We start from the raw sequence: 24907 nt of genomic DNA, 5'->3' as shown, positions 1-24907 counted from the left end.
AGTTTAAAGTTACCTCAAGCAACTTTAAACTTTTAAACCTTAAACTTTAAACAATATAGAAAATGGAATTAAAAGAAAAATTACTATCGTCTTTTATGGCTTTTGAAGAGCGTATCGATGTTCATTCCGAACTTCACGATGTGCGAACAGCAGCTATAAAAAACTTCGAAAATAAAGGTTTCCCAACTAAAAAAGAAGAGAGTTGGAAATACACTTCGCTAAATGCTATCTTAAAAAATGACTTTAGCGTTTTTCCAAAAACAGAAAATGCCATTCAATATAGTGATGTAAAAAAATACTTTTTGCATGAAATAGACACCTACAAAGTAGTCTTTGTAGACGGTGTTTTTAGTTCGCATTTATCTTCAACTACTCACGACGGTATCGATGTTTGCTTAATGTCATCGGCATTAAACAAACCAAAATACAAAATGGTTATTGATAATTACTTCAATCAAATTGCCAGTAAAGACGAAAGTTTAACTTCCTTAAATACAGCTTTCGCCAATGAAGGAGCGTACATCAATATTCCAAAAAGCAAAGTTGCAGACAAACCTATCGAGATCATGTATTTCTCTACAGGAAGCGAAACTGCACTTTTGGTTCAGCCAAGAAACTTGGTTATTGTTGGTGAAAACTCACACGTACAAATCATAGAACGCCATCAAAGTTTGAATGAAAATCCTGTCTTAACCAATTCGGTTACCGAGATTTTTGCTCAAAAAAGAGCGATTGTGGATTATTACAAAATTCAAAATGACAATCTGGAAGCTAATTTGATTGACAACACTTATGTTTCCCAAAAACAGGAAAGTCACGTTTCGGTCCACACTTTCTCTTTTGGAGGAAACCTAACCCGAAACAATTTGAATTTCTACCACTTTGGAGAAAGATTGACCAGTACCTTAAACGGAATCACGATTATTGGCGAAAGTCAACACGTCGATCATTATACCTTGGTGAACCACGCAACGCCAAATTGTGAAAGTTTTCAAGATTACAAAGGAATTTTTACCGACCGTTCAACAGGAGTTTTCAACGGAAAAGTATATGTAGAAAGAGAAGCTCAAAAAACAAACGCTTTCCAAAAAAGCAATAATATTCTTTTGAGCGACAAAGCAACCATTAACGCCAAACCGCAACTGGAAATTTTTGCCGACGACGTAAAATGTTCGCACGGTTGTACCATCGGACAATTGGACGAAACCGCTATGTTCTACATGCAACAACGCGGAATCCCGAAAAAAGAAGCCAAAGCATTATTGATGTACGCTTTCTCAAATGCCGTTATCGAAAACATCAAAATACCAGAATTGAAACAAAGAATCACCACTATTATCGCTAACAAATTGGGCGTTAAAATCGGATTTGATTTGTAGTTTTTAATCGCAATCCTGATAGATATCGGGATGCTAAGATCTACGCACCCGAGTGATAGCGAATTGACGAAGTAAAGAGCGCAAAGTATAAATACAATACTTTGCGCTCTTTTCGGTTTTTCCCCTGCCTACTGCGTTAATTTTTTCTCACACTCCACACAATCCCACTCAACAATCCATTAAAATCAAATTGAGGTTCCTCTGTCAAACCCATTCTTACAATTACCAAATCCATAGACGGAATGATAGCTACCATTTGCCCTTGGAAACCACTGCAATAATACATATCTCTGGGAACATTTGGGAAATGGTTTCCAGCATTGAGCCAAAATTGTGCTCCATATCTTCCGTGTGAAGTATCTGTGGGAGTCGCAACATACTTTGCCCAACTGGGATCAAATAATTGTTCTCCATTCCAATTTCCTTGGTGCAAATACAACAGTCCCAACTTTGACCAATCACGAGTAGTTGCCCAAGCATAGGACGATCCCACGTAATTCCCCGCCATATCTGTTTCTACAAGCATCGAATGCATTCCGATTTTATCAATCAATGCCGAATACCAAAAATCCAAATACTCCTGATGCGATTTAAACTGTTTCCGCAAAATTCCCGACAGTAAATTAGTCGTGCCTGAAGAGTAATTCCAATGCGTATTGGGTTTGAAAAGGGCAGGCTTTATTACCTGGGATCTTGTCATATCTTCCTCTTGATAAAGCATCTTTGTTGCATCACAGATTCTGTCATAATACTCATCCCATTCCAAACCTGAATTCATATGCAATAAATCATTGGTCGTAATGTATTTTCGATTGTCATTTTGCCATTCGGCAATGGGAGCAGGTTTGTAGATGTCAAACCTTCTTTGATTTTCAAGTATTCCAAAAAGTGTTCCCGTTATACTCTTAGTCATGGACCAACCTAGAATAACATTGCTTTTTGTAAAACCATCAGCATATTTCTCGGCAATGATTTTGTCTTTATAAATAACCAAAACTGAGCGTGTTCTTTTATAATTATTTCCTTTGGCATCAAATGCATTGGCAACAACCTGATTCAATTTGGTATAATTCACATTGGAAAAAATTGTGTCTTTGGGTTCAACATCTCCATAAGGAAAAGATAAATTATTGCTTGATTTTGTTCTTTTGGGTACTTCATACGGTTTGTTTACGTCAAAATCATCATTGATTAATGATCCTCCCAAACCTGCTCTATAAATTGCTTTTCGTTGTTTCAACCCCAAAACAGTAGCCGTTGCAAATTTTTCCGATTCATTGATTTGATTGGTAGCCCAACCTAACACGTCAAAATCATTATCGTTTTTTTCGATGATTTCTTGTGAACGATGGTCAATAAAATGACCGGAAGTAACACTTTTTGCCGAAAATCCGGATATCAATTCTAGCTTAGGATAATTGGTAAAACCCAAATATCCTAAAAACAATAAAAAAAGAAAAGCTCCTATTCTAAAATATTTTTTCATATTGAAAGATTATTACACCAAATTAGTAAAAAAAGGGATACCAACCACAAACAAGTTAATCCTATTCCATTTTCAATAATACTGTTCAACTCTTTGTTACAATTTTTACAATTATTAACTATTGTTTCCTAAAAAACTAAATCAATTGTATTACTTTTGTATTTAGAAAAATTCTAAATAAAGAAATGTTAGATATTCAAAAAATAAGAGCCGACTTTCCTATTCTTTCACAAAAAGTAAACGGAAAGCCTTTAGTATATTTCGATAACGGAGCCACTTCACAAAAACCGCAAGTGGTTATTGATGCGATTGCAAAATATTATCAGGAAATTAATGCCAACATTCATAGAGGTGTTCATACATTGAGCCAATTGGCGACAGATGCTTATGAAGTTTCCCGAGCGAAAGCGCAAAATCATATTAATGCAAAATTTCTTCACGAAGTGCTTTTTACTTCGGGAACTACTTTTGGTATTAACCTTGTGGCCAATGGATTTGCTTCAATTCTAAAACCAGGTGATGAAGTCTTGGTCTCAGCATTAGAACATCACAGTAATATTGTGCCTTGGCAAATGTTGTGTGAAAAAACAGGAGCCACACTCAAAGTCATTCCGATGAATGAAAAGGGAGAATTGATAATAAGCGAATACGATAAATTGCTTTCTCCAAAAACCAAGATTGTAACTGTAAACCATATTTCGAATGCGCTGGGAACCATCAATCCTATCAAATATATGATTGACAAAGCACATGAAGTTGGAGCAGCAATTTTGATTGATGGTGCACAAGCTGTACCACATTTAAAACCTGATGTTCAGGCCTTGGATTGTGATTTCTATGTTTTTTCGGGTCATAAAATGTGTGGTCCAACAGGAACTGGAATTTTATACGGAAAAGAAGCGTGGTTGAATAAATTTCCACCGTATCAAGGTGGCGGTGAAATGATTAAAGAGGTTACTTTTGAAAAAACCACTTACGCCGATTTACCACATAAATTTGAAGCAGGAACGCCCAATATTGCTGGTGGAATTGTTTTGGGAACAGCCATTGATTATATGAATGAAATTGGTTTTGAAAACATTCAGAAGCAAGAATTAGAATTATTGGATTACGCTACAAAACGATTATTGGAAATTGACGGTTTGAAAATTTATGGCACTTCGAATTTAAAAACTTCGGTTATTTCTTTTAATATAGAAGGCATTCATCCATATGACATTGGAACCATTATTGACAAATTGGGAATCGCCGTAAGAACGGGTCACCATTGTGCTCAACCCATTATGAATTTCTTCAATATTCCAGGAACTATAAGAGCTTCATTTTCTTTTTACAACACCAAAGAAGAAATTGATAGGATGGTAGATGCTGTAAAAAAAGCACAAATAATGTTGTCCTAAAACCTAAAACTATATGAAAACTTTATCCCTTTTGTTATTAACCCTGTTTCTTGGAAAAAGTTGCCAAAGTCAAATTAATACTGCCGATGTGGAAACTGCTAAATTAGAATACACTGCCAATTCAAGAGGATTATACAACAGTACGATTATAGAGAATAAAACGGTAGCAGTTACAAGTACAAGAGATGGGAAACCCGTTTCCAATTCGCTCACCGATGCTCAATGGAGTACTTTAATCAAGGAATTTCAAAAAGTGGATTTGGAGGAAATTCCTAATTTAAAAGCTCCTACTGAAAAGCGTTTTTACGACGGTGCGGCGATGGCCAATCTAAAAATAACCTATAAAGGAAAAACATACGAAAGCCAAACTTTCGACAATGGCTATCCTCCAGAGAAAATAAAGAATTTAGTAAACACAATACTATCCTTTTCAAAAAAAGCAGAATGACAATAAAAGAAATACAAAACGAAATTATAGACGAATTTTCCATGTTTGACGACTGGATGCAACGTTATGAATACATTATTGATTTAGGCAAAAATCTTCCTTTAATCAAAGAGGAATTCAAAACAGATAATAACCTAATCAAGGGATGTCAATCCAAAGTATGGTTACAAGGGGAGCAGAACGGAGAAACCATTGTCTTTACTGCCGATAGTGATGCGATTTTGACCAAAGGAATAATCGCTATTTTGATTCGTGCTTTTTCAAACCAAAAAGCTATTGACATATTAAACGCAGATACCGATTTTATTGACGAAATAGGTTTGAAAGAACATCTTTCGCCAACAAGAGCCAATGGTTTGGTATCAATGATTAAAAATATTAAAATGTACGCTTTGGCATTTGATGCCCAGAAAAAAAACTAAAATTATGGAACAAGAAATAAACACCGCAGAATTAGGAGAATCTATTGTAGCAAAATTGAAAACCATTTATGACCCAGAGATTCCTGTAGATATTTACGAATTGGGATTGATTTATGACGTAATGGTAAATACCGATTATGAAGTAAAAATATTAATGACCCTTACTTCTCCAAACTGTCCTGTAGCTGAGAGTTTGCCTAGAGAAGTAGAGGAAAAAGTAAAATCAATCGAACACATAAAAGATGCTGAAGTAGAGATCACTTTTGACCCGCCATGGAGCAAAGATTTGATGAGTGAAGAAGCAAAATTAGAATTGGGAATGCTTTAATAAAAAGTAGGCAGTATTCAGTCTTTTAGTATTCAGTTTGAAGCTGATTGCTAAAAGACTGAACACTGACCACTAAATATTTAAAAATGGAAGAAATAATCAATAAAGTAGCGAATAGTGTTCTGGAAGTTTTCGATCTTGAAGACTATTATCCAGCTGGAGTTCGTGTGCAAATCGATATTTCGCAATGGCTTTTTGACGGTTTTTTATTAAAAGAAAGAGACTTTAGGGAACAACTTAATAATCAAGATTGGTCTCAATACCAAGATCAATATGTTGCTGTTTCATGTGGTACCGATGCTATTATCCCAAAGTGGGCTATTATATTGGTCACAATGCATTTGGCTCCCTATGCCAAGAAAATTGTAAATGGTTATATGGACGATTTAGACTCGGCTTTGTACGATGAATTGCTTCCAAAAATCGATTATACTGTCTATAAGGACAAACCTGTTATCATAAAAGGCTGCTCAAGAAAACCTGTTCCTATGCGAGCCTATGTTTTGGCAGCACAATACCTCCAACCTTACGCCAAAAGTATCATGTATGGAGAAGCGTGTTCGGCTGTTCCTTTATACAAATCGGCTAAAAAATAAACAAACTTTTTAACTTATTGAATTCTAGCTATTTATTCTTTTTATTATATTTGTATTAGAACTAATACTCTTACAATGAAAAAAATCATACTGTTAGTCTGTCTGCTCCCCCTTTCAACTCTTCTCCATGCCCAATCTTCTGAAAAAGATTTAATAAAAAAAACAGAAGATGCAGCCAAAACCATAGATGACACTATCCCGAATGGTTGGAAGTCAAAAGGGAAAGTCACCTTTCTTTTTAACCAAGCCAACTTTAATAACTGGATTGCCGGAGGCGAAAATAGCTTTTCAGGTAACTTAGGATTGGATTACAAAATCGATTATAAAAAAGACGATTATACATGGGAAAATAGAATTCTGGCTTCGTATGGTTTACTGCAAACGCAAAACTCCAGTTTTGAAAAGAAAACTGATGATCAGCTCGAAATCAATTCTATTGTAGCCAAAAAAACAAAAAGCTACTGGTATTACTCATTTCTGGTAAATTTTAGAACGCAATTTACCAAAGGGTATTTATATACCAAAGATGTCAATGGTGCGGAAATAAGAGAAGAACACACTAACTTTATGTCTCCTGGCTACTTGCTTTTTGGTCCCGGAATGTATTGGAAAAAGAATGAAAGTTTTAAAATTAATTTGGCACCATTAACCTCCAAATTTACTTTTGTAGATAGTCGTTATACTTCGATTCTTGGTTATGTGGATGGTAGTTATTTTGGGGTAGATGCCAATAAAAGTATGCTGTATCAACTCGGTTTCAATGCCACTGCCTACTATAAATTCGCAATAATGGAAAACGTTACTGCCGAAAACCTTTTGAATTTATATTCCAATTATTTGAAAGACCCACAAAATATCGATATCAATTACAATTTGATTATAGTAATGAAAATCAACAAAATATTATCAGCGAATCTAAATTTTCAAGCCATTTATGATGATGATGCCTTTGCAGGTTTCCAGACCAAAGAAGTATTTGGCGTGGGACTGAATTACAATTTTTAGTAAAAAAAAAGACCTCTCAGCAACTATACTAAAAGGTCTTTTTTGTTATTCTTGATCTTCATTATCTTCTTTCTCCACAGCATCTTTATAATCGGGATATAAAAATTTATTGTATGGAAAACGGGTAATGTGTATTTGTCGAACAGCTTCATAAACACGCTCTCTAAATTCTTCGAAATTTTCTTTTTGAGTAGCCGAAATAAACAAAGCATTTTGCTCTCCTAATCGGTGCATCCATGTCTGTTTCCACTCCTCTAGTGTAAAATGTCTTGGAGTTTTTTCAGTCATTAAATCATCTTCGTCAATTGTCAAATGTTTATAGGCATCTATTTTATTGAAAACCATAATAACCGGTTTGTCATTGGCCTTAATATCCAACAAGGTTTGATTTACGGATGCAATATGATCTTCAAATTCAGGGTGTGAAATATCAACAACGTGCAATAACAGATCGGCTTCACGAACTTCATCCAATGTACTCTTAAAAGAATCAACCAATTGAGTGGGCAGTTTTCGAATAAAACCTACAGTATCCGAAAGTAAGAAAGGCAGATTCTTAATGACTACTTTTCGAACAGTAGTGTCTAATGTTGCAAAAAGTTTGTTTTCAACAAATACATCGCTTTTACCAACGGCATTCATCAAAGTCGATTTTCCAACATTGGTATATCCAACCAAAGCAACACGAACCATAGCACCACGATTACTGCGTTGTACGCCCATTTGTTTATCAATGGTTTTAATCTTCTCTTTCAATAATGCAATTCGATCACGAACAATACGTCTGTCCGTTTCGATCTCCGTTTCTCCGGGTCCACGCATCCCTATACCTCCTTTTTGACGTTCCAAGTGCGTCCACATTCCGGAAAGTCTAGGCAATAGATATTGGCATTGCGCCAATTCTACTTGAGTTCTGGCATAAGAGGTTTCGGCTCTTTGAGCAAAAATATCAAGAATAAGGTGAGTACGATCTAATATTTTGCAGTCGATTATTTTTGAAATATTCTTTTGTTGCGAAGGAGATAATTCATCATCAAATACTAAAGTCGAGATATCATTCTCCTTTACAAAAAGACAAATCTCTTCCAGTTTTCCAGTCCCTACGAAAGTTTTAGGATTGGGACGCTCCATTTTTTGGGAAAAACGTTTCACCACTTCTCCTCCTGCGGTAAATGTCAAAAACTCCAATTCATCAAGATATTCATTGAGTTTCTCTTCGCTTTGGTTTTGGGTAACAATACCAACAATAGCCGTTTTTTCGAAATTTATTGTTTCTTTTTCTAACATGTCTTTAAATAAGAATGCAAATTTAATGATTTGAAGGCTACAATCCTTATATACCATTATAAAATAACACTTTGAAAAAAATATGCGCTTTGCATTATTTGAATTCAAAAAAAAATGCCCTTCATCTCTGAAGGGCATCATTATATCAAAAATTTTGAATCCTATTTTTTAGACAATTTTGAAAGTAATCTTAAAAATTCAATATACAACCACACCAAAGTTATCATTAATCCCATCGCACCATACCATTCCATGAATTTTGGCATTTGTTCCTCAACTCCTTTTTCTATTCTGTCAAAATCTAAGAACAAGTTTAAGGCAGCAATTACAATGACAAATACACTAATACCAATACTCATCATCGAGTTTCCATAATGTACTGGGGTGAAACTGGTAAACATGGAGAACACCCAAGAAATTAAATAATAAGTCGCAATTGCAAAAGTAGCTGCAACAACAACTGATTTGAATTGCTCCGTTACTTTTACAATTTTGTACTTATACAAACCTAAGCAAACTGCAAAAGTGACAAAAGTCGCACCAACAGCTTGTGTTACAATTCCGGGATACTGCACTTCAAAAATAGCCGAAACACCTCCAATAAACAATCCTTCAAACAATGCATATCCAGGGGCTAAATATGGAGAGTATTGAGGCTTGAACGCAGCAATTACCACTAAAATCAATCCAACAATAGCACCTCCAAATGCTGGGACGATAGGGTTCAATCCGTTAAAAGTAGCCCACCAAATTACCGTTGCTGAAGCAATAAGTAATAAAAAAAGAATTAAACTTCTATTAATAGTTCCCGACAAAGTCATGGCTTGATTATCATCAATAAGAGTAGCTTGATGCACTTCATCTTTTCTAGAAACAGCGGTTGAAAATGTTTTGTTATTTAAAAATGGGTTATTCGAATTCATAGGTAGATATATTTATTGTTGTTTATTGGTCATATGTAATTTCTTCGCCTGTTCGCTATCGCTCGAGTCGCATATCGACACTGGTTTTTAGTACCAATTTACGGTCATGCTCATTTCAACATTTTAATGTTTAAATTTTATCAAATATAAATTATATTTTTTAGAAGAGTGTTTAAAATTTTATTAATTTATTTCTGCTATTTTCCCGATAACCAAGATCTTGGATTGGCATAAGTTGTGTTTTGAGTGAGTGCAAATTTCAAAATTGTTTTCCCTTCACCATTGGTTTTAATTTTTCCCAAACTTTGTCTTATGCCAACTTTATCCCCTTTGCTTACTGTCACTGAACTCAGATTTTGGTATATTGTAAAAAAGTCACCGTGTTGTAACATTACCAATTTATTTACGGGCGAAATAATAATTACACTCCATACTACTCCTCCAAAAACTGCTCTGGCATTGGCTCCCGAATCGGTGGTAAATTCTAATCCGCTATTGTGGATTTGCAATTCTCTATACACTGGATGCGCTTGATCTCCAAAACCCAAAGAAATATATCCTCTTTCAACTGGCCAAGGTAATTTCCCTCTATTTGCTTTAAAATTATCTGAGTCTACTTTTCCGTAGGAAGTTAAATCAATTTTAGTAGAGGAAACGACCACTGGTGCAGCAGTTGGCTCTACCTTAGCAATGGCTTTTTCAACTTCTTTCGGTATCGGAATTGGTTTTGGAAGTGGCTTTGAATTCGCTTTTGCTTTTGCTACCGCCAATGCATTGGCTTTCTCAATTTCCTTTTTCTTTTCTATTGCTTTGGCTCTTTCCAAGGCATTAGCTTTGGCTATAGCTTCAGCTTTCGCTTTATCCCTCGCCGCTTTTTCTCGAGCCGCTTTTCGATTGGCTTCGGCAATAGCTTCACGAATTAATTTGTCAATTTTTTTATCAATTGTTCTTGCTTCTTGTTGCTTTTTCTTAATCTCGGCAATAATTTTCTTTTTGTCTTTCTTTAGAGATTCCACCAATTTTAATTGCTCCTGTTTTTCTTTTTCCAAAGACAATCGCTCTTTATCATTTTCGGCTATGAGTTCTTCTTTGGCACTTTTTTGAACATCTAATTTTGCATTAAAAGTATACAGAACATTCGTTTTGGAATGTATTTCTTGTCCTTGCAAGTGTCTATAATTGGTATATTGTTTCATATACTGAGCTCTTTTATAGGCTTGTAAAAAACTCTCTGATGACAACAAAAACATCGCCCGACTTTCTTCTGAACGACTCTTATAAGACTGAATAATCATTTTAGCATAATCCTCTTTGAGCAATTGTAGTTCTTTTTCTAATTTTTCTATTTGAGTTTGATTAACTGCAATTGAATTTCCCAGAAGTGATTTTTGTTTTTCGGTGGTGGCAATCAATTCTTCTTTAAGTTTGATTTTGTTACTTTGCAAAACAATCGCTCTAGTGGCCGTTGTTTCTTTTTTCTTTACCGTTTGAAGTTTGGTTTCATTTTCGCGAATCTCTTGTTGAATTTTGGCCTTGCGCTCTTCTAATTTTTTTTGTTGATTGTCTTGGCTCCAAAGTACAGCCGTTGTTACTAGAAAAATAAAACTTAGAAAATATTTTAACATCGCAAATTATATATAGTGCAAACTTAATGAATGATTTTTATTAAAAAGCAGCACTAATTTATTTTTGCAAATAAAATAATGCTGCAATTGATATTAAAAAAACTACATATTGTACAACCAAGATGCTGGGTTGTTGTAGGTCGTATTTTGTGAGATAGTAAACTTCAAGATTGTTTTACCTTCTCCATTAGTTCTTATTTTTCCCAAACTTTGTTTGATATTTACTTTTTCTCCTTTGCTCACAAAAACAGAACTTAAATTCTGATATACCGTAAAGCAATCACCATGTTGAATCATTACAGCTTTATTTACAGGAGACAAAACGATAACACTGGTTACTTCTCCTCCAAAAACTGCTCTGGCATTAGCCCCTTGTTCTGTTGTGATTTCCACTCCACTATTGTGAATCACAAGACTTGGATACACTGGATGGGGTTGATCACCAAATCCTAGTGAAACAAAGCCTTTTTCAACAGGCCAAGGTAATTTTCCCCTATTGGCTCTAAAATTATCTGCTAGTATTTTGGATTCAGCAGTCAAGATTATTCTTGATGATGTATACGCCGCTACGGGAGCATTTGGATTGGCTTTTGCATTTTCACTAGCTGCTTTTCTATTCGCTTCAGCAATGGCTTCACGAATTAAACGATCAATTTGTCGGTCGATAGCTCGCGATTCCTGTTGCTTTCTTTTAATTTCTGCGGTGATTTTTTTCTTATCTTTTTTGATTGAATTCACCAATTTCAATTGTTCTTTCTTTTCTTTTTCAAGAGACAATTTTTCTTTGGTGTTTTCGGCTAACAATTTCTTTTTAGCTGCTTTTTGAATGTTAAGTCTTTCATTAAACCCTAAAAGTTCATCCGTTTTGGATTTGATTTCTTCACCCTGCATTTTTCTGTAACTCGTATATTGTTTCATATACTGAGCTCTTTTGTATGCTTGCAAAAAATTCTCTGATGACAATAAAAACATAGCTCTACTTTGCTCCGATCTGCTTTTGTACGATTTGACAATCATCTTGGCATAATCCTCCTTCAGAATTACCAACTCTCTATTCAATTTATTGATTTTCATCTGATTAATATACATGTCATTACTAAGAATCTTAGTCTGTTTCTCTGTAGTTTGAATCAATTTTTCTTTTAATTTTATTTTATTGCTTTGCAAAATAATTACATTAACAGCAGATTTTTCTTTCTTTTTTACCGTTTGTAATAACTTTTCATTCGCCAAAATTTCTTGTTGAATTTCGGCTTTACGCTTTTCTAATTTTTCTTGTTGCGAATCCTGCCCCCACATTACTGAGGTGGTGCATAAAAAAAATAGGCCTAAGAGAAATTTTCGCATCTTACAATTATATTTGTTCAAATTTACTTAATTAAAATTCTTTTATAACCATTTGGAACACTATATGGAAAAGTAAGTTCTTCATTTATGGTTATAGTACTGTATCCTAAATTAATTTCGGTTTTGCCTTTATCCTGTTCGGCATTAATGTCAATATCCGATGGAATTGGGGATTCATTATATGTCTTGTAATCCGAATAAGACACTTCAATCTTCCTGTTTTCAGTAGTTTGGGCAATCTCTTGCCTGTTTAGCAGGAATTTATCTTTGTCAAAAAAGAAATACTTCTTAGTGTTGTTTTTCGAAATATTTCCCAACCGATAAGTCTGATCGACTAATGAGTCCTGGTAATTTCCTTTGGTCAAATCATCCATTGCTTGACCAATTAAAATATTCTGCACTTTACTATAATCCAAATCGGTACCTAACCATTTACTTAATGTGCTGAAGTCACCCTCAAAATAAGTACCATTCAACTTTTCATAATAACTTACACTCGTTGGTGTTATCAAGGCTTTGGCCATTGTGATTCCCAGAAAACGAATGCTCACCAAAATTTGTTCGTTCTTTTTAATTTTGATTTCAGCGGTTAAATTTTGAGTTTGTTTTTCATCACTATATTTTACATTTGATTTTATGTATAATGTAGTAAACTCGCTTTTGTTCGTGTAATAATTTTTTATGATTCGATCCGCCGTCATACGATTCGTATCTTCACTTTTGTTAACGTTTACCACTTTTGCTTTTGCTTTACATGACACTAATGTAAGTGAACTGCTCAAACAAACCATTAACACAAAAAGTAGTCTTATTAGAAATCGATTCATTATTTTTTTCCTTTTAATAATTGATTGGCTTTGTCGAAATATACTTCTTTTTTGGCTGCATCGCCTAAACCATTGTAGGCTTCTCCGAGTTGAATATTGAAATTGATCTCTAAATTTTTATTTTCTACAACATAATCTAAACCCATTTCAAGAATGTCTTTGGCTTTCTTGAACAATTGCAATTGATTATTGGCCATACCTGCATAATAATAAAACTGAGGTTCGGCTGGAAAGGTATCAATCATTGCCATAGCTTTCTTGACTACGGGTTCAAATTGTTTGAGTTCCGTATTGGCTTCAAGCCAAAGCATATTCGTTTCCAAATCAACTTCGGAACTGTTTTTCTCCGACATCTCATAATATTTAACTGTCTTGTCCCACTGTTTTTTGTTGTGATAAAACTTGCCTATTTCCTTCGCTACATTAATTGTTTTATCGTTTTTAAAATACCCAATCGCATTATCCAAATCAGGAATGAACTGCGGATTTGTATTGGTGAAAAGCAAAAATTCATTCAGGATTCGATGCTTAATTTTGGAATCAATTTTAGAACTTGCCAAAACTACATTCATCGATTTCACAACATTGGTGCCATCATTGTTTTCGAGATAATTTTTAAACAAACTCACTTGTGCCCAAACCGATTCCGGAATTTCTTTTTCCAATTTTTTGGCAACTTCCTGAACTTTGTCTTCTTCATTATTGTTCGAATATAAAAAAATCAATGCAATATAATTGGACTCTTCTCTAGGATTTTTCTCAATTTGCTCCTTTAAATTGTCAATCTCCGAATTTTGATATTTTCCTTCAGACAAAATTTCCATTTTATACATTTCTCTTCTCTCGGTTTTTCCAACTTTATCATTTAACTCATTGATTCCTATCAACGCTTTGTCATATTGTTTCGTTGCCATATATAGGGAAACCAAATCTTCCTTGTATTCTGCATCAAAAGGAATGATTTTATTGACGATCATTATGGCTTGATTAAAATCTTTGGTTTCATAACACACATCGTACAATCCTACCCAAAACCATTTATTTGTAGAATCAATTTGTGTAGCATGTTCAAAAGAGGAATAGGCATTTTTATAATCTTTGGATGCCAAATAATTCTTCCCCATTTCAAAATAAATGGTGGCATCATTGGGTTTTAATTTCAAACATTGTTCCAATGCCACTAATGATTTATCATAGTTTTCGATACTTTTTTGAAAGATAGACTCATAGAAATAATCCTGAAATTTATCGCCTTCCACTTTAATTTCCTCTGGTTCAACTTGTGCCAATACCGTTACGGTATTGCTAAGCAAAACAGAAAAAGCGAATATGAAAGTCCATTTTTTTATCATTGAAAAAAGAAGTCTTTGTAAACAAAATTAACAATACAGTTGCCTTTGCAAAATAAATTAAAAAAACAACAAAGCAGCATAATAAAAACTTAAATAATGCTGCTTTATACTTTTTAAATATTTGCTCTAAATTATTCTAAAACTGAATAGTCACCAATACTTATACTGGTGAAATTTCCATCAAAACTCGCGTGATTTCCTATCATCGCGTTGTCTAAATTAGCGTTTTTTATATGTGAATGCGTTTGAATCAAACTGTTTTGTATTGTGCTATTTTGAACATGACAGGCATCCCCCAAAGACACATTTGGCCCCACAGTTGTATTGATTAAAATTACGTTTTCTCCAATATAACATGGTGGAATAATGGTTGAATTCTCTAATTTAACAGAAGGATCCACCAAATGATTACCATCAATATGAAGAAAACCTAACATTCTGGAATTAGTTTCAACGGTTACGTCTTTGTTCCCGCAATCCATCCACTCATCTACTTCTCCTGGGACAAATTTCATGCCTTTGGCCATCATTTGTTTTATTCCATCATTAATTTGATATTCTCCACCGTGAATGATATTATTATCCAAAACGGATTGCAGTTCGTTTTTTAAAACGGCTACGTCTTTAAAATAGTAAATTCCGATAACGGCAAGATCCGAAACAAATTCTTTTGGTTTTTCAACCAGTTCAATTATTTCATTGGCTTCATTTAAATTTACCACACCAAAGGCATCTGGTTGATCTACTTGTTTTACCCAAATAACACTGTCTGCATTTGCATCTAAATCAAAATTGGCACGAATTAACGTATCGGCGTAAGCAATTACAGCTGGCCCACTCAAAGAATCTTTGGCACACATAATAGCGTGTCCAGTTCCAAGCGCTTCGTTTTGGTAATAAATGGTTCCTTTAGCACCTAACTTTTGAGCGATTGCAATTAAATCTTCTTCCACTTTTCTTCCAAAACTTTCGTGAATAACGAATGCAATTTCTTCGATAGGTTGATTTAAAACACCTGCAATGTCTTCGACTAAACGATGTACAATTGGTTTTCCTGCAACCGGAATTAAAGGTTTAGGAATGGTTAAGGTGTGTGGGCGAAGGCGTGATCCGCGTCCTGCCATTGGTACGATTATTTTCATTTTGGCTGGTTATTTTGAATTAAAGATTTAAAAATTCACAGAACTTTTAAATCTTTAATTTTTGAATTACTAAATGTGTTTATTTAACTCCTGTACTTCCAAATCCTCCTGCACCTCTTGAAGTTTCGGTTAATTCCTGTACTTCAATCCAATCGGCACGTTCGTGTTTAGCGATGATGAGTTGCGCAATGCGTTCTCCATTTTCTATAACAAATGGATCATTGGATAAATTTACTAAAATTACTCCAATTTCTCCTCGATAATCAGCATCGACTGTTCCGGGAGCATTAAGAACTGTGATTCCGTTTTTGGCTGCTAATCCACTTCTTGGTCTCACTTGAGCCTCATACCCTATTGGCAATTCTATAAAAAGACCTGTCTTTACTATGGTTCTTTCTAAAGGTTGCAAAGTTATGGATTGAGTTAAATTTGCCCTTAAGTCCATTCCTGCCGAAGCAATGGTTTCATAATTTGGCAATGCATGCTGTGATTTGTTGATGATGTTTATTGTCATTATTTTTTTAATATAAAATGTATTTGATTACGGTCTGTCCTAGCCCTGATGGAAACGGCATCCTTTTGTCTCGTTCTCAAACGAGACAAAAGATATAGTGTACAGCAGGAGAGAGCTCCTAATTTTTAGCTGGACGTTTTAAAATTCGCAAAAGTGTTTCTTTTTCATTGTAATATATAAAGCCCATAAATATTCCTAAAAGTAAAATACCGACGAAATAATTCTCTCTAAAGCCATAAAAAGAAATGCATGAAAAACCAGTAGACAGGGTTAGATATCCAACTATTTTTTTCTTGTCGTAAGGAATCGGGTAATACTTGTTTCCGAGATAATAGGAAATGAACATCATGCTTCCGTAAGCCGAAATAGTGGCAATCGCCGAGCCATAATAACTGTATTTGGGAATCAATAAATAGTTTAAAATCAGTGTCACAACGGCTCCAACTATAGAAATATAAGCTCCAACATAGGTTTTATCAATGAGTTTGTACCAAACGGAAAGGTTGGTGTAAATGCCCAGAAAAAAATTGGCCAAAATGATAAGCGGAACCACTTTCATCGCTTCCCAATAGGATGAATTTGGTATCATAACTTGTTTTAAAAGATCGGCAAATACGATTACGGACAGCAAGATAAAAGAGCCAAAAATGACAAAATATTTGGTAATTGTCGCGTAGGTTTGTTGCGCATTTTCATTGGAAGCATGGCTGAAAAAGAAGGGCTCAATTCCTAGCGTGTATGCAGTTCTGTACAACACCATAAAAAGTCCTAATTTATAGCAGGCCGAATACACTCCTACTTGCTCTGCCGCAATATTAACGGGCAATAATTTACCCAAAAGGATTTTGTCAAACTGTTCGTTGATGGCAAAAGCTATGCCGGCAACCATAATAGGAACTCCATAACGCATCATTCGTTTCCAAAGTTCGTAATCAAATTTCCATTTGATTGTGAAATAATCCGGAAAAAGCACCACAAAAGTCAGGAAGCTTGCAATGATATTGGCAAGGAAAATATAACCTATTTGGAAATTTTCAATATAGACGGAACTTAAAAAACTATCCGGTTGTGATACCGAAACGCTAGGCAAATACACGAGAAAGAATATGTTGAACGATAAATTGACTACTACATTCCCAATTTTAATTAAGGCATAAAACTTAGGTCTTTGATTTGCTCTCAACTTAGAAAAAGGAATGATAACCAAGGCATCCAATGCCAAAATCCAAATGGAATAAGTAACATACTGTGTGTCTACGCCAGACCATTGTGCCAACGAATTTCGAAACAATAGTCCTATAAAAACGAAAAGAATTGTAGACCAGAAAATAGAGACGGTTGTAGTTTCGACCACACTTTCTTTGTTTTTCTCAGCATTATAAAATCTAAAAAAAGCGGTTTCCATACCATAAGCGAGAATGACATTAAAAAAAATCATCCAAGCAAATATTATGGATACTTTTCCATACTCCGCTTGAGGCAACAGTCCCGTATATAATGGTACCAGCAAAAAGCTGAACATCCTTGGTATTACAGTGGCAAGCCCATATATGGCAGTTTGTTTAAAAAGCTTTTTATATAATCCCAAAATTATCTTTATGTTAATTATTATAAAAACAAAAATAACCAATTCTTTGGTTATTTTTTATGTTTTATAGTTGAATAAAGTTGCTAAAATGATATTCCTCTTAAGTTAATCCGTCCTCATCTAACATTTTTATAAAATGAAACCCTTTTGGCACATATCCTTGATTATAATAAAAACGATGAGCGGTGAAATTTCCTGTGAAAGCATCCAAAACAATCGCAGTACACCCTTCGGCACGGGCCTTAGTATCAATGTAATCTGTCATCACTTTTCCGATTCCTTTGGAACGATGATCTGAATGAACTATGAAATTATCAATTTCAATATACTTACCAGTCCAAAGTTTCATTGCAGTCCAAAAACCGGATAATCCAACGCAAATCTCTCCATCAAAAACAGCCAATTGTTTGTAGTTATGAGGGATCATTTGTTGCAAATAGAATTCATATTTTTCTAGTGTAAGGTTAGGATACAAGTGTTGCATCACTTCAATTTGACCCAACATTTCGGAAATGCTGGTGAGTTCGATTATTTTCAATTGAGTAAAATTTAAAATATTAAACAAAATTAAGCAAAAAAGTTACATTGAGAAAAATGTATAAAATATATTGAAATATCACCAAAAGTGGGTATTGCAAGAACACATTTAATGAGTGATATTTGTAAAGCAAAAAATTAGATAAGGGGTTTATAAAGCTAATTTGTCCTCACAAAACAAAGCATGGGAAAAGCTAAGTTTCACCCAAAGAAAACAGAGCATAGGGTTTATAAAGCTACTTGTTCCCTAACAAAACAAAGCCACGGGAAAAGCTAAGATTCCCCTTAAACGCAGAGCTGAAGGACTATAAAGCTATTTGTTCCTTTAAAAACAAAGCATAAAAAAAGAGCCAAAAGGCTCTTTTTTCATTTAATGTATTTTATAAATTATCCTTTCAAAGCCTCAGCACCACCAACAATCTCAAGGATTTCATTAGTAATAGCAGCCTGACGCGCTTTATTGTAAGTCAATTTCAATTGATCTCTCAAATCGGTTGCGTTGTCTGTTGCTTTGTGCATTGCAGTCATACGCGCTCCGTGCTCTGAAGCGAATGAATCACGAATACCTTTGTATAATTGTGTTTTTAAAGCCTTTGGAATCAAAGTCAAAACAATTTCGTCCTTTGCAGGTTCAAAAATATAATCTCCTGTTGAAACTGGTTTATCAGATTGAATAGGCGCTAATGGTAAAAACTGTTCAGTTTGTACAATTTGAGTAGCAGCATTCTTAAATTGATTGTAAACCAATTCAATTCTGTCATATTCACCTGAAACAAATTTTTGAGTTAACGTTTCTGCTATAGCAGCCACATTATCAAAAGTCAAATGATCAAAAATTGAACTTTGATTATCAATTACATTCAAAGTTTTTGATAAAATATCGTTTCCTTTTTTACCGATAGCAAAAATATCTACTTGCTTACCAGCATAATATTCAGAACGGTTTTTAGCTTCCTTAATTACATTCGTATTAAAAGCACCACACAAACCTCTATTAGAAGTAATGGCAACAATTAAAACTTTTTTTACTTCACGTTGTGTAGTAAATTCTCCACCAACATCACCATCAAGTGAAGCTGAAAGATTTTGTAACAATTCCGTTAATTTTTCGGCATAAGGGCGCATTGCAGTGATCGCATCTTGTGCTTTCTTTAGCTTTGCTGCAGAAACCATTTTCATTGCCGATGTAATTTGCATCGTTGATGAAATGGAAGTAATTCTATTACGGATTTCCTTTAAATTTGCCATTTGTTAATGAGAAAATGTGACAATTTGAAAATTAGATAATTAAAAAACATCTGAGACATTTTCTAATTATCCAATTTACCAATTATCTAATTAGTTATATTTCGCTGAAATTTCTTTTGCAACAGTTTCAAGTACATCTGTAATTTCATCTGTTAATTTTCCTGCTTTCAAAGCATCAAGAGTAGCTCTGTGTTTGTTGTTCAAGAATTCCAAGAAGTCTTTCTCAAATTCTTTCACTTTGTTCACAGGAACACTTCTCAATAAGTTTTTAGATCCAGCATAGATAATTGCAACTTGGTCTTCAACAGTATAAGGGTCGTTCAAACCTTGTTTCAAGATTTCAACGTTTCTTTTTCCTTTTTCAATTACGTTCAATGTAACAGCATCAAGGTCAGAACCAAATTTAGCAAACGCTTCCAATTCACGGAATTGTGCTTGATCTAATTTCAAAGTACCTGCTACTTTTTTCATTGATTTAATTTGAGCATTACCTCCAACACGAGATACTGAAATACCTACGTTAATTGCTGGACGAACCCCAGAGTTAAACAAATCTCCATCCAAGAAAATTTGACCATCTGTAATCGAAATTACGTTTGTTGGGATATATGCTGATACGTCACCTGCTTGTGTTTCGATAATTGGCAATGCAGTCAAAGAACCTCCACCTTTTACGATTCCTTTCAAAGAATCTGGTAAATCATTCATGTCTTTTGCAATTCCATCATCAGCAATCACTTTACAAGCACGCTCTAATAAACGAGAGTGTAAGTAGAAAACATCTCCAGGATATGCTTCACGTCCCGGTGGTCTTCTTAATAAAAGAGAAACCTCACGGTATGCAACTGCTTGTTTAGATAAATCATCATAAACAATTAAAGCTGGACGACCAGAATCTCTAAAATATTCTCCAATAGCAGCACCTGCGAAAGGAGCATAAACTTGCATTGGAGCAGGATCAGAAGCATTTGCAGCTACGATCACAGTATAAGCCATTGCTCCTTTTTCTTCTAACATTTTTGCAATTCCTGCAACAGTAGAAGCTTTTTGACCAATTGCAACATATATACAGAATACTGGTTTCCCAGCATCGTAAAATTCTTTTTGATTTAAGATGGTATCAATACAAACAGTTGATTTACCTGTTTGACGGTCACCAATAACCAACTCACGTTGACCACGTCCAACTGGGATCATAGCATCAACCGCTTTTACACCTGTTTGCAATGGTTCAGTTACTGGTTGACGGAAGATAACTCCAGGAGCTTTTCTTTCCAAAGGCATTTCGAATAATTCACCACCAATTGGTCCTTTTCCATCAATAGGAAAACCAAGAGTGTTCACTACACGTCCTACCATTCCTTCTCCTGTTTTAAGGGAAGCAATACGTTGTGTTCTTTTTGCAGTAGATCCTTCTTTGATTCCTGTTGAAGGTCCTAATAATACAACCCCAACATTATCTTGTTCAAGATTCAAAACGATAGCCTCTAATCCGTTTTCGAATTCAACTAATTCACCGTATTGAACATTTGAAAGCCCATAAATAAGAGCAATACCATCTCCAACTTGAAGCACTGTTCCTACTTCCTCTAGCGTAGCACCAGATTCAAAACCTTCTACTTGCTTTCTTAATATTGCTGATATTTCAGCAGGTTTAATTTCCGCCATCTTAATTTATAATTTAGACACTTAAATGTGTAATAAAACTAATTACTTAACTCTCTCTTTAATATTTGTAATCTGTTGGCAACAGAAGCGTTATACTGCTGATCACCTATTCTTAATATAAATCCTCCAATGATAGCAGGATCTACAATATTTTCAATCGTGATTTTTTTATCAGAAAGTGTTGCTATTTTAGCCAAAACTTTAGCTTCAAGTGCAGCATCCATAACAACGGCTGTAGTTACTTTTGCTACTTCAACATTATTCATGATATCAAATAATTTGCTATACTCCGCAGCAATGACATCTAGAATTTCAAATCTTTTGTTTTCAAATAACAAATGAAGCAAACCCTTAGTTACATTATCAACAGAAGCAAAAACTTCTAAAAGTGCTTTCTCTTTCACTTCTACTTTAATGGTTGGGTTTTGAATAAAAGTATTCAATTCCATATTACCTTTAATTGTTGAAGCAATAGATTTCATGTCATTATTCACAGCTTCAGACACTCCCTTTGAATTGGATAAATCTAAAATTGCGGTTGCATAACGAATTGCTGCTCTAGTACTTGCCATGATTAGTTCAATTTTACATCACCTAACAATTTCTCAACCAATTTAGTTTGAGCTTCTTTGTTAGATAGTTCATCTTTTAATATTTTTTCAGCAATGCTAAGAGATAATGTAGAAACATGTAATTTCAATTCAGCCATAGCTGCATTTTTTTCGCTTTCAATTGCAGCCTTAGCTTGATCGATCATTTTTTGACCTTGAGCTTGAGCTTCAGTTTTAGCATCGTCAACCATTTTATCTTTCATTTCACGAGCTTCTTTTAGCATGGTGTCACGCTCTAATCTTGCTTCTTGTAAAATACGTTGGTTGTCTGCTTGCAAGTTTTGCATTTCTTTTCTCGCGTTTTCAGCAGAAAGCAAAGCATTTTTAATTCCTTCTTCTCTATCATTTACAGCATCAAGAATAGGTTTCCAAGCGAATTTTTTCAATAAGATTATTAACCCAACAAATATTAATACCTGCCAGAAGAACAAACCTAACTCAAACTGATTTATTAACTTTTCCATTTTTTATAAATTGTAAATTGTAAATTGTATTTTAAAAAATAAAATTTAATCTGTTTAATATAATTTCAACATTTAATTAAAACAATAGCTACAACCAACCGTTGTAACTATTGCTTTTTTAGTTTTAATTAAGATGCGAATAACGCAGCAAAACCAATACCTTCAATAAGTGCAGCTGCAATAAGCATTGCAGTTTGGATTTTTCCAGAAGCTTCTGGTTGACGAGCAATAGCGTCCATTGCTGAACCACCAATTCTACCAATACCTAAACCTGCTCCAATAACGATCAATCCTGCTCCTACGATTTGTGGAATTTCCATAATATATATAATTAAAAATTAAACATTCAATTTTAATTTTAGAGTGTAGATTTTAGAATGTAAATTTTGAAAATCTACCAACTGCAATCTAAAATCTAAATTTTAGTGATGAGCTTCCTCATGATGATGTTCTTCTACAGCTGAACCGAAGTACAATGCAGATAACATCGTGAATATATACGCTTGTAAAAAGGCAACCAATATTTCAAGTATAGAAAGCGCGAATGACAATCCAAATGACAAACTACTTCCTAACCAGCTTTTAAAGATAAACATTAAACCAATAATACTCATCAATACGATGTGTCCTGCAAAAATATTTGCATACAAACGTATCATCAATGAAAATGGCTTAATAAAAACCCCTAACAACTCAATTGGTGCTAAAACAAGACGCATTACCTTTGGCACACCTGGCATCCAAAAGATATGTCCCCAATAGTTTTTATTGGCAGTAAAGTTTGTAATTAAAAAAGTAAGTATTGCTAATGAAAAAGTAATCGTAAGATTTCCGGTGACATTAATACCGAAAGGCATCAAACCAAAAATATTTAAAAACAATACAAAGAAAAATATAGTCAATAAATAACTCATGTATTTCTTATAGTGTTTCTCACCAATATTTGGTATTGCAATTTCGTCGCGTACATATAATACTATTGGTTCAAAAATACGACCAATACCAGAAGCGATTCCGTTATTTTTAGCGTATGATTTTGCTAAACTTGTAAAAACAACAAACATCAAAATCGCAGCTAATAGTATCGAGAAAACTGTTTTTGTAATTGATAAATCTAGAGGACGAACGTTTGTCGGGAAACCCGTTTTTTCATCTTCTGTGATTGTTCCAGCAGCATCCGTTTTATAAATTTTTCCGTCGTGGTGGTTTATTTTGTAGAAATTTCCGTTTGATTCAGCAACAGCTTCTCCGTGTTCGAATTTTGAAGAAGAGAAAATTTGAAAACCATTATCCCAAATAATTATAGGTAATGAAAAACCATAATGAACTCCAGTTTCATCGTCTTGTGCAAATGAGAATTCATGAGAATCTAAAACGTGGTGTTTTATAAATGCTTTTACTTTAGATTTCACATCTGTTGGTTCAGCATGTGCTTCGTGGCTTGCTTCTGCACCCTCATGTGCTACTACAGTTTGAACAATTGTAGTGTCCTTTTCAGGATTTGCCATACTAATAAAAGGAAGACATATAACGAAAGTCGCTATAATAAATCTAAGTGCTTTGTTGGAAATCACCATATCTCTTAAATATCTTATTTTTTAACGATTCTAAAATTTGGTGCAAAGGTACATTTTTTATTAATACCCAAAAGCATATAAAAGTATTTTTTTGTGAATTTGATTTACTAAGGTATTGATTATTGTTTTTCGTTCACTAAGCGTATTGTGAAAAGTGTCTCAATTGCTAAAAAGACAATAAACAATATAAAAAAGTTTATTCTTTCTGTAGGATCATTAGGTTTTGGGATTTGTAATAATGGTCTTAAAATCAGATAACAAAAAACCATCTTTATACTGGTGGCCAAAAGAAAGGACATCCCAACATTGTCAAAACTTCTTTCTTTAATTATCAATAAAACTTTGAAAATTATTGCAGACAAAATCAAAAAAAGCAAATAAAGTATTTCCAGAGAATAGTGAAATGTCTCTTGGTTGATGTTACAACTATAGAAAACCAGTTTGTGAATTACATATAAAACTAACGAAATGCCCAACAAATTTAGAAATGGGAACAACTTTTTAAGATTCATTATAGCTTTTGAATTTATTGATTTTTATTGATTTCGTTTACCTGCCGCATTACATTATAAAGTGCCAAAAACACTCCTACCATTACCATTATTTTGACATAATAAACTTTTGTACTTGGATGATTCTCGTCCAACCAATTTCCAAAATAGGCAAACAGGAAAATAATAACCCCCATTTGTATTGGGATATTAATCAAAGCCAACCATTTATTGTAGTTGTTCTTTTTAGGGTCATTATTCGTCGGCACTAGTTGTTGCTTTAGCATTCGCAGAAAACATAACGCAGGATGCATTAAAAGTGGCTCCTGGTTCTACCGAAAGTTTACCTACAATTACTTCTCCTATAATATGGGCTGTTTCTTTAATATTTAAGGTGTCTTCCACCTGAATTTTACCTTCAAATTTCCCCTCAATGTCTGCCATATTACAAATGATATCTCCCTTGACACTTCCTGCTGGTCCGATCACTATTTTTCCGTTCGAAGTAAAATTACCAATCAGCTCACCATCTAATCTAAAATCGGCTGGTGAAATGATATCTCCTTTTATGATAGTTCCTTCTACAATTCTGTTGGTTTTCCCTAGAAGATCTGTATAGGATTTTGGCTTTTTATCAAACAT

The 24907-nt window shown here is 34.2% G+C and carries 26 protein-coding genes; 7 read left to right on the top strand and 19 right to left on the bottom strand.

The features are described from left to right. Window positions 1-62 precede the first annotated feature (62 nt). Window positions 63-1379 (top strand): Fe-S cluster assembly protein SufD, encoded by a 1317-nt coding sequence (gene sufD / locus KZH69_RS00595; RefSeq protein WP_219315516.1) that lies wholly within the window; start codon window positions 63-65, stop codon window positions 1377-1379. Between the two features lie 136 nt (window positions 1380-1515). Here sufD and KZH69_RS00590 read toward each other — a convergent pair whose 3' ends face one another. Next, window positions 1516-2865: a serine hydrolase domain-containing protein gene (locus KZH69_RS00590; RefSeq protein ID WP_219315515.1), complete on the bottom strand. Its 1350-nt coding sequence runs from the start codon at window positions 2863-2865 to the stop codon at window positions 1516-1518. Between the two features lie 185 nt (window positions 2866-3050). Here KZH69_RS00590 and KZH69_RS00585 point away from each other — a divergent pair, with 185 nt between their 5' ends. The 6 genes from KZH69_RS00585 (at window position 3051) to KZH69_RS00560 (ending at window position 7064) form a co-directional block, all read left to right on the top strand. After that, a complete protein-coding gene (locus KZH69_RS00585) occupies window positions 3051-4265 on the top strand; it encodes an aminotransferase class V-fold PLP-dependent enzyme (RefSeq protein ID WP_219315514.1) in 1215 nt (404 codons plus the stop codon). Between the two features lie 13 nt (window positions 4266-4278). Then, window positions 4279-4713: a hypothetical protein gene (locus tag KZH69_RS00580; protein ID WP_219315513.1), complete on the top strand. Its 435-nt coding sequence runs from the start codon at window positions 4279-4281 to the stop codon at window positions 4711-4713. Continuing rightward, a complete protein-coding gene (locus KZH69_RS00575) occupies window positions 4710-5135 on the top strand; it encodes a SufE family protein (protein ID WP_219315512.1) in 426 nt (141 codons plus the stop codon). The genes KZH69_RS00580 and KZH69_RS00575 overlap by 4 nt, the downstream gene beginning before the upstream one ends. 4 nt (window positions 5136-5139) lie before the next feature. Further along, the gene (locus KZH69_RS00570) at window positions 5140-5463 is read left to right on the top strand and encodes an SUF system Fe-S cluster assembly protein (protein WP_219315511.1); all 324 of its coding nucleotides are present in this window, start codon (window positions 5140-5142) and stop codon (window positions 5461-5463) included. An 86-nt stretch (window positions 5464-5549) separates the two neighbouring features. Continuing rightward, the gene (locus tag KZH69_RS00565) at window positions 5550-6059 is read left to right on the top strand and encodes a DUF2480 family protein (protein WP_219315510.1); all 510 of its coding nucleotides are present in this window, start codon (window positions 5550-5552) and stop codon (window positions 6057-6059) included. 75 nt (window positions 6060-6134) lie between these two features. Further along, a complete protein-coding gene (locus KZH69_RS00560) occupies window positions 6135-7064 on the top strand; it encodes a DUF3078 domain-containing protein (RefSeq protein WP_219315509.1) in 930 nt (309 codons plus the stop codon). A 45-nt stretch (window positions 7065-7109) separates the two neighbouring features. Here the strand turns inward: KZH69_RS00560 and hflX are convergent, their stop codons facing one another. From hflX to KZH69_RS00470, 18 genes are all read right to left on the bottom strand, one after another. Continuing rightward, window positions 7110-8351 (bottom strand): GTPase HflX, encoded by a 1242-nt coding sequence (hflX, locus tag KZH69_RS00555; protein ID WP_219315508.1) that lies wholly within the window; start codon window positions 8349-8351, stop codon window positions 7110-7112. 161 nt (window positions 8352-8512) lie between these two features. After that, on the bottom strand, window positions 8513-9274 hold the full coding sequence (locus tag KZH69_RS00550) for a Bax inhibitor-1/YccA family protein (RefSeq protein ID WP_219315507.1): 762 nt from the start codon (window positions 9272-9274) through the stop codon (window positions 8513-8515). 197 nt (window positions 9275-9471) lie between these two features. Then, window positions 9472-10899: a murein hydrolase activator EnvC family protein gene (locus tag KZH69_RS00545; protein WP_219315506.1), complete on the bottom strand. Its 1428-nt coding sequence runs from the start codon at window positions 10897-10899 to the stop codon at window positions 9472-9474. A 102-nt stretch (window positions 10900-11001) separates the two neighbouring features. Then, on the bottom strand, window positions 11002-12246 hold the full coding sequence (locus KZH69_RS00540) for a murein hydrolase activator EnvC family protein (protein WP_219315505.1): 1245 nt from the start codon (window positions 12244-12246) through the stop codon (window positions 11002-11004). Window positions 12247-12269: 23 nt separating this feature from the next. Beyond that, window positions 12270-13073, bottom strand: coding sequence for a lipoprotein insertase outer membrane protein LolB1 (lolB1, locus tag KZH69_RS00535; RefSeq protein ID WP_219315504.1), 804 nt, complete (start codon window positions 13071-13073; stop codon window positions 12270-12272). Next, the gene (locus tag KZH69_RS00530) at window positions 13073-14425 is read right to left on the bottom strand and encodes a tetratricopeptide repeat protein (protein WP_219315503.1); all 1353 of its coding nucleotides are present in this window, start codon (window positions 14423-14425) and stop codon (window positions 13073-13075) included. The genes lolB1 and KZH69_RS00530 overlap by 1 nt, the downstream gene beginning before the upstream one ends. 131 nt (window positions 14426-14556) lie before the next feature. Continuing rightward, window positions 14557-15567: a sugar phosphate nucleotidyltransferase gene (locus tag KZH69_RS00525; protein WP_219315502.1), complete on the bottom strand. Its 1011-nt coding sequence runs from the start codon at window positions 15565-15567 to the stop codon at window positions 14557-14559. A gap of 79 nt (window positions 15568-15646) precedes the next feature. Continuing rightward, window positions 15647-16081 carry a dUTP diphosphatase gene (gene dut, locus KZH69_RS00520; protein WP_219315501.1) on the bottom strand — a complete coding sequence of 145 codons (435 nt, stop codon included), beginning with the start codon at window positions 16079-16081 and terminating at the stop codon, window positions 15647-15649. 118 nt (window positions 16082-16199) lie between these two features. Beyond that, window positions 16200-17669: a lipopolysaccharide biosynthesis protein gene (locus KZH69_RS00515; protein WP_219315500.1), complete on the bottom strand. Its 1470-nt coding sequence runs from the start codon at window positions 17667-17669 to the stop codon at window positions 16200-16202. 100 nt (window positions 17670-17769) lie between these two features. After that, window positions 17770-18174, bottom strand: a complete 405-nt coding sequence (locus tag KZH69_RS00510; RefSeq protein ID WP_219315746.1) for a GNAT family N-acetyltransferase — start codon at window positions 18172-18174, stop codon at window positions 17770-17772. 419 nt (window positions 18175-18593) lie between these two features. Beyond that, the gene (gene atpG, locus KZH69_RS00505; protein ID WP_219315499.1) at window positions 18594-19454 is read right to left on the bottom strand and encodes an ATP synthase F1 subunit gamma; all 861 of its coding nucleotides are present in this window, start codon (window positions 19452-19454) and stop codon (window positions 18594-18596) included. A gap of 90 nt (window positions 19455-19544) precedes the next feature. Then, window positions 19545-21122, bottom strand: coding sequence for a F0F1 ATP synthase subunit alpha (atpA, locus tag KZH69_RS00500; RefSeq protein ID WP_219315498.1), 1578 nt, complete (start codon window positions 21120-21122; stop codon window positions 19545-19547). Window positions 21123-21160: 38 nt separating this feature from the next. After that, the gene (gene atpH, locus KZH69_RS00495) at window positions 21161-21694 is read right to left on the bottom strand and encodes an ATP synthase F1 subunit delta (RefSeq protein ID WP_219315497.1); all 534 of its coding nucleotides are present in this window, start codon (window positions 21692-21694) and stop codon (window positions 21161-21163) included. A 2-nt stretch (window positions 21695-21696) separates the two neighbouring features. Further along, window positions 21697-22197 (bottom strand): F0F1 ATP synthase subunit B, encoded by a 501-nt coding sequence (locus KZH69_RS00490; protein ID WP_219315496.1) that lies wholly within the window; start codon window positions 22195-22197, stop codon window positions 21697-21699. A 128-nt stretch (window positions 22198-22325) separates the two neighbouring features. Then, window positions 22326-22517, bottom strand: coding sequence for an ATP synthase F0 subunit C (atpE, locus tag KZH69_RS00485; protein WP_185965906.1), 192 nt, complete (start codon window positions 22515-22517; stop codon window positions 22326-22328). 102 nt (window positions 22518-22619) lie between these two features. Continuing rightward, window positions 22620-23774, bottom strand: coding sequence for a F0F1 ATP synthase subunit A (gene atpB / locus KZH69_RS00480; RefSeq protein ID WP_219315495.1), 1155 nt, complete (start codon window positions 23772-23774; stop codon window positions 22620-22622). A gap of 526 nt (window positions 23775-24300) precedes the next feature. Continuing rightward, window positions 24301-24534 carry an AtpZ/AtpI family protein gene (locus tag KZH69_RS00475; protein WP_369410623.1) on the bottom strand — a complete coding sequence of 78 codons (234 nt, stop codon included), beginning with the start codon at window positions 24532-24534 and terminating at the stop codon, window positions 24301-24303. After that, the gene (locus KZH69_RS00470; RefSeq protein ID WP_219315493.1) at window positions 24521-24907 is read right to left on the bottom strand and encodes a bactofilin family protein; all 387 of its coding nucleotides are present in this window, start codon (window positions 24905-24907) and stop codon (window positions 24521-24523) included. The genes KZH69_RS00475 and KZH69_RS00470 overlap by 14 nt, the downstream gene beginning before the upstream one ends.

The sequence above is a fragment of the Flavobacterium taihuense genome (genome assembly GCF_019351435.1).
In the GTDB taxonomy this organism is placed as follows: domain Bacteria; phylum Bacteroidota; class Bacteroidia; order Flavobacteriales; family Flavobacteriaceae; genus Flavobacterium; species Flavobacterium taihuense.
Note: the sequence above shows the minus strand (reverse complement) of the source record. Positions and strands in the feature narration are given on the sequence as shown.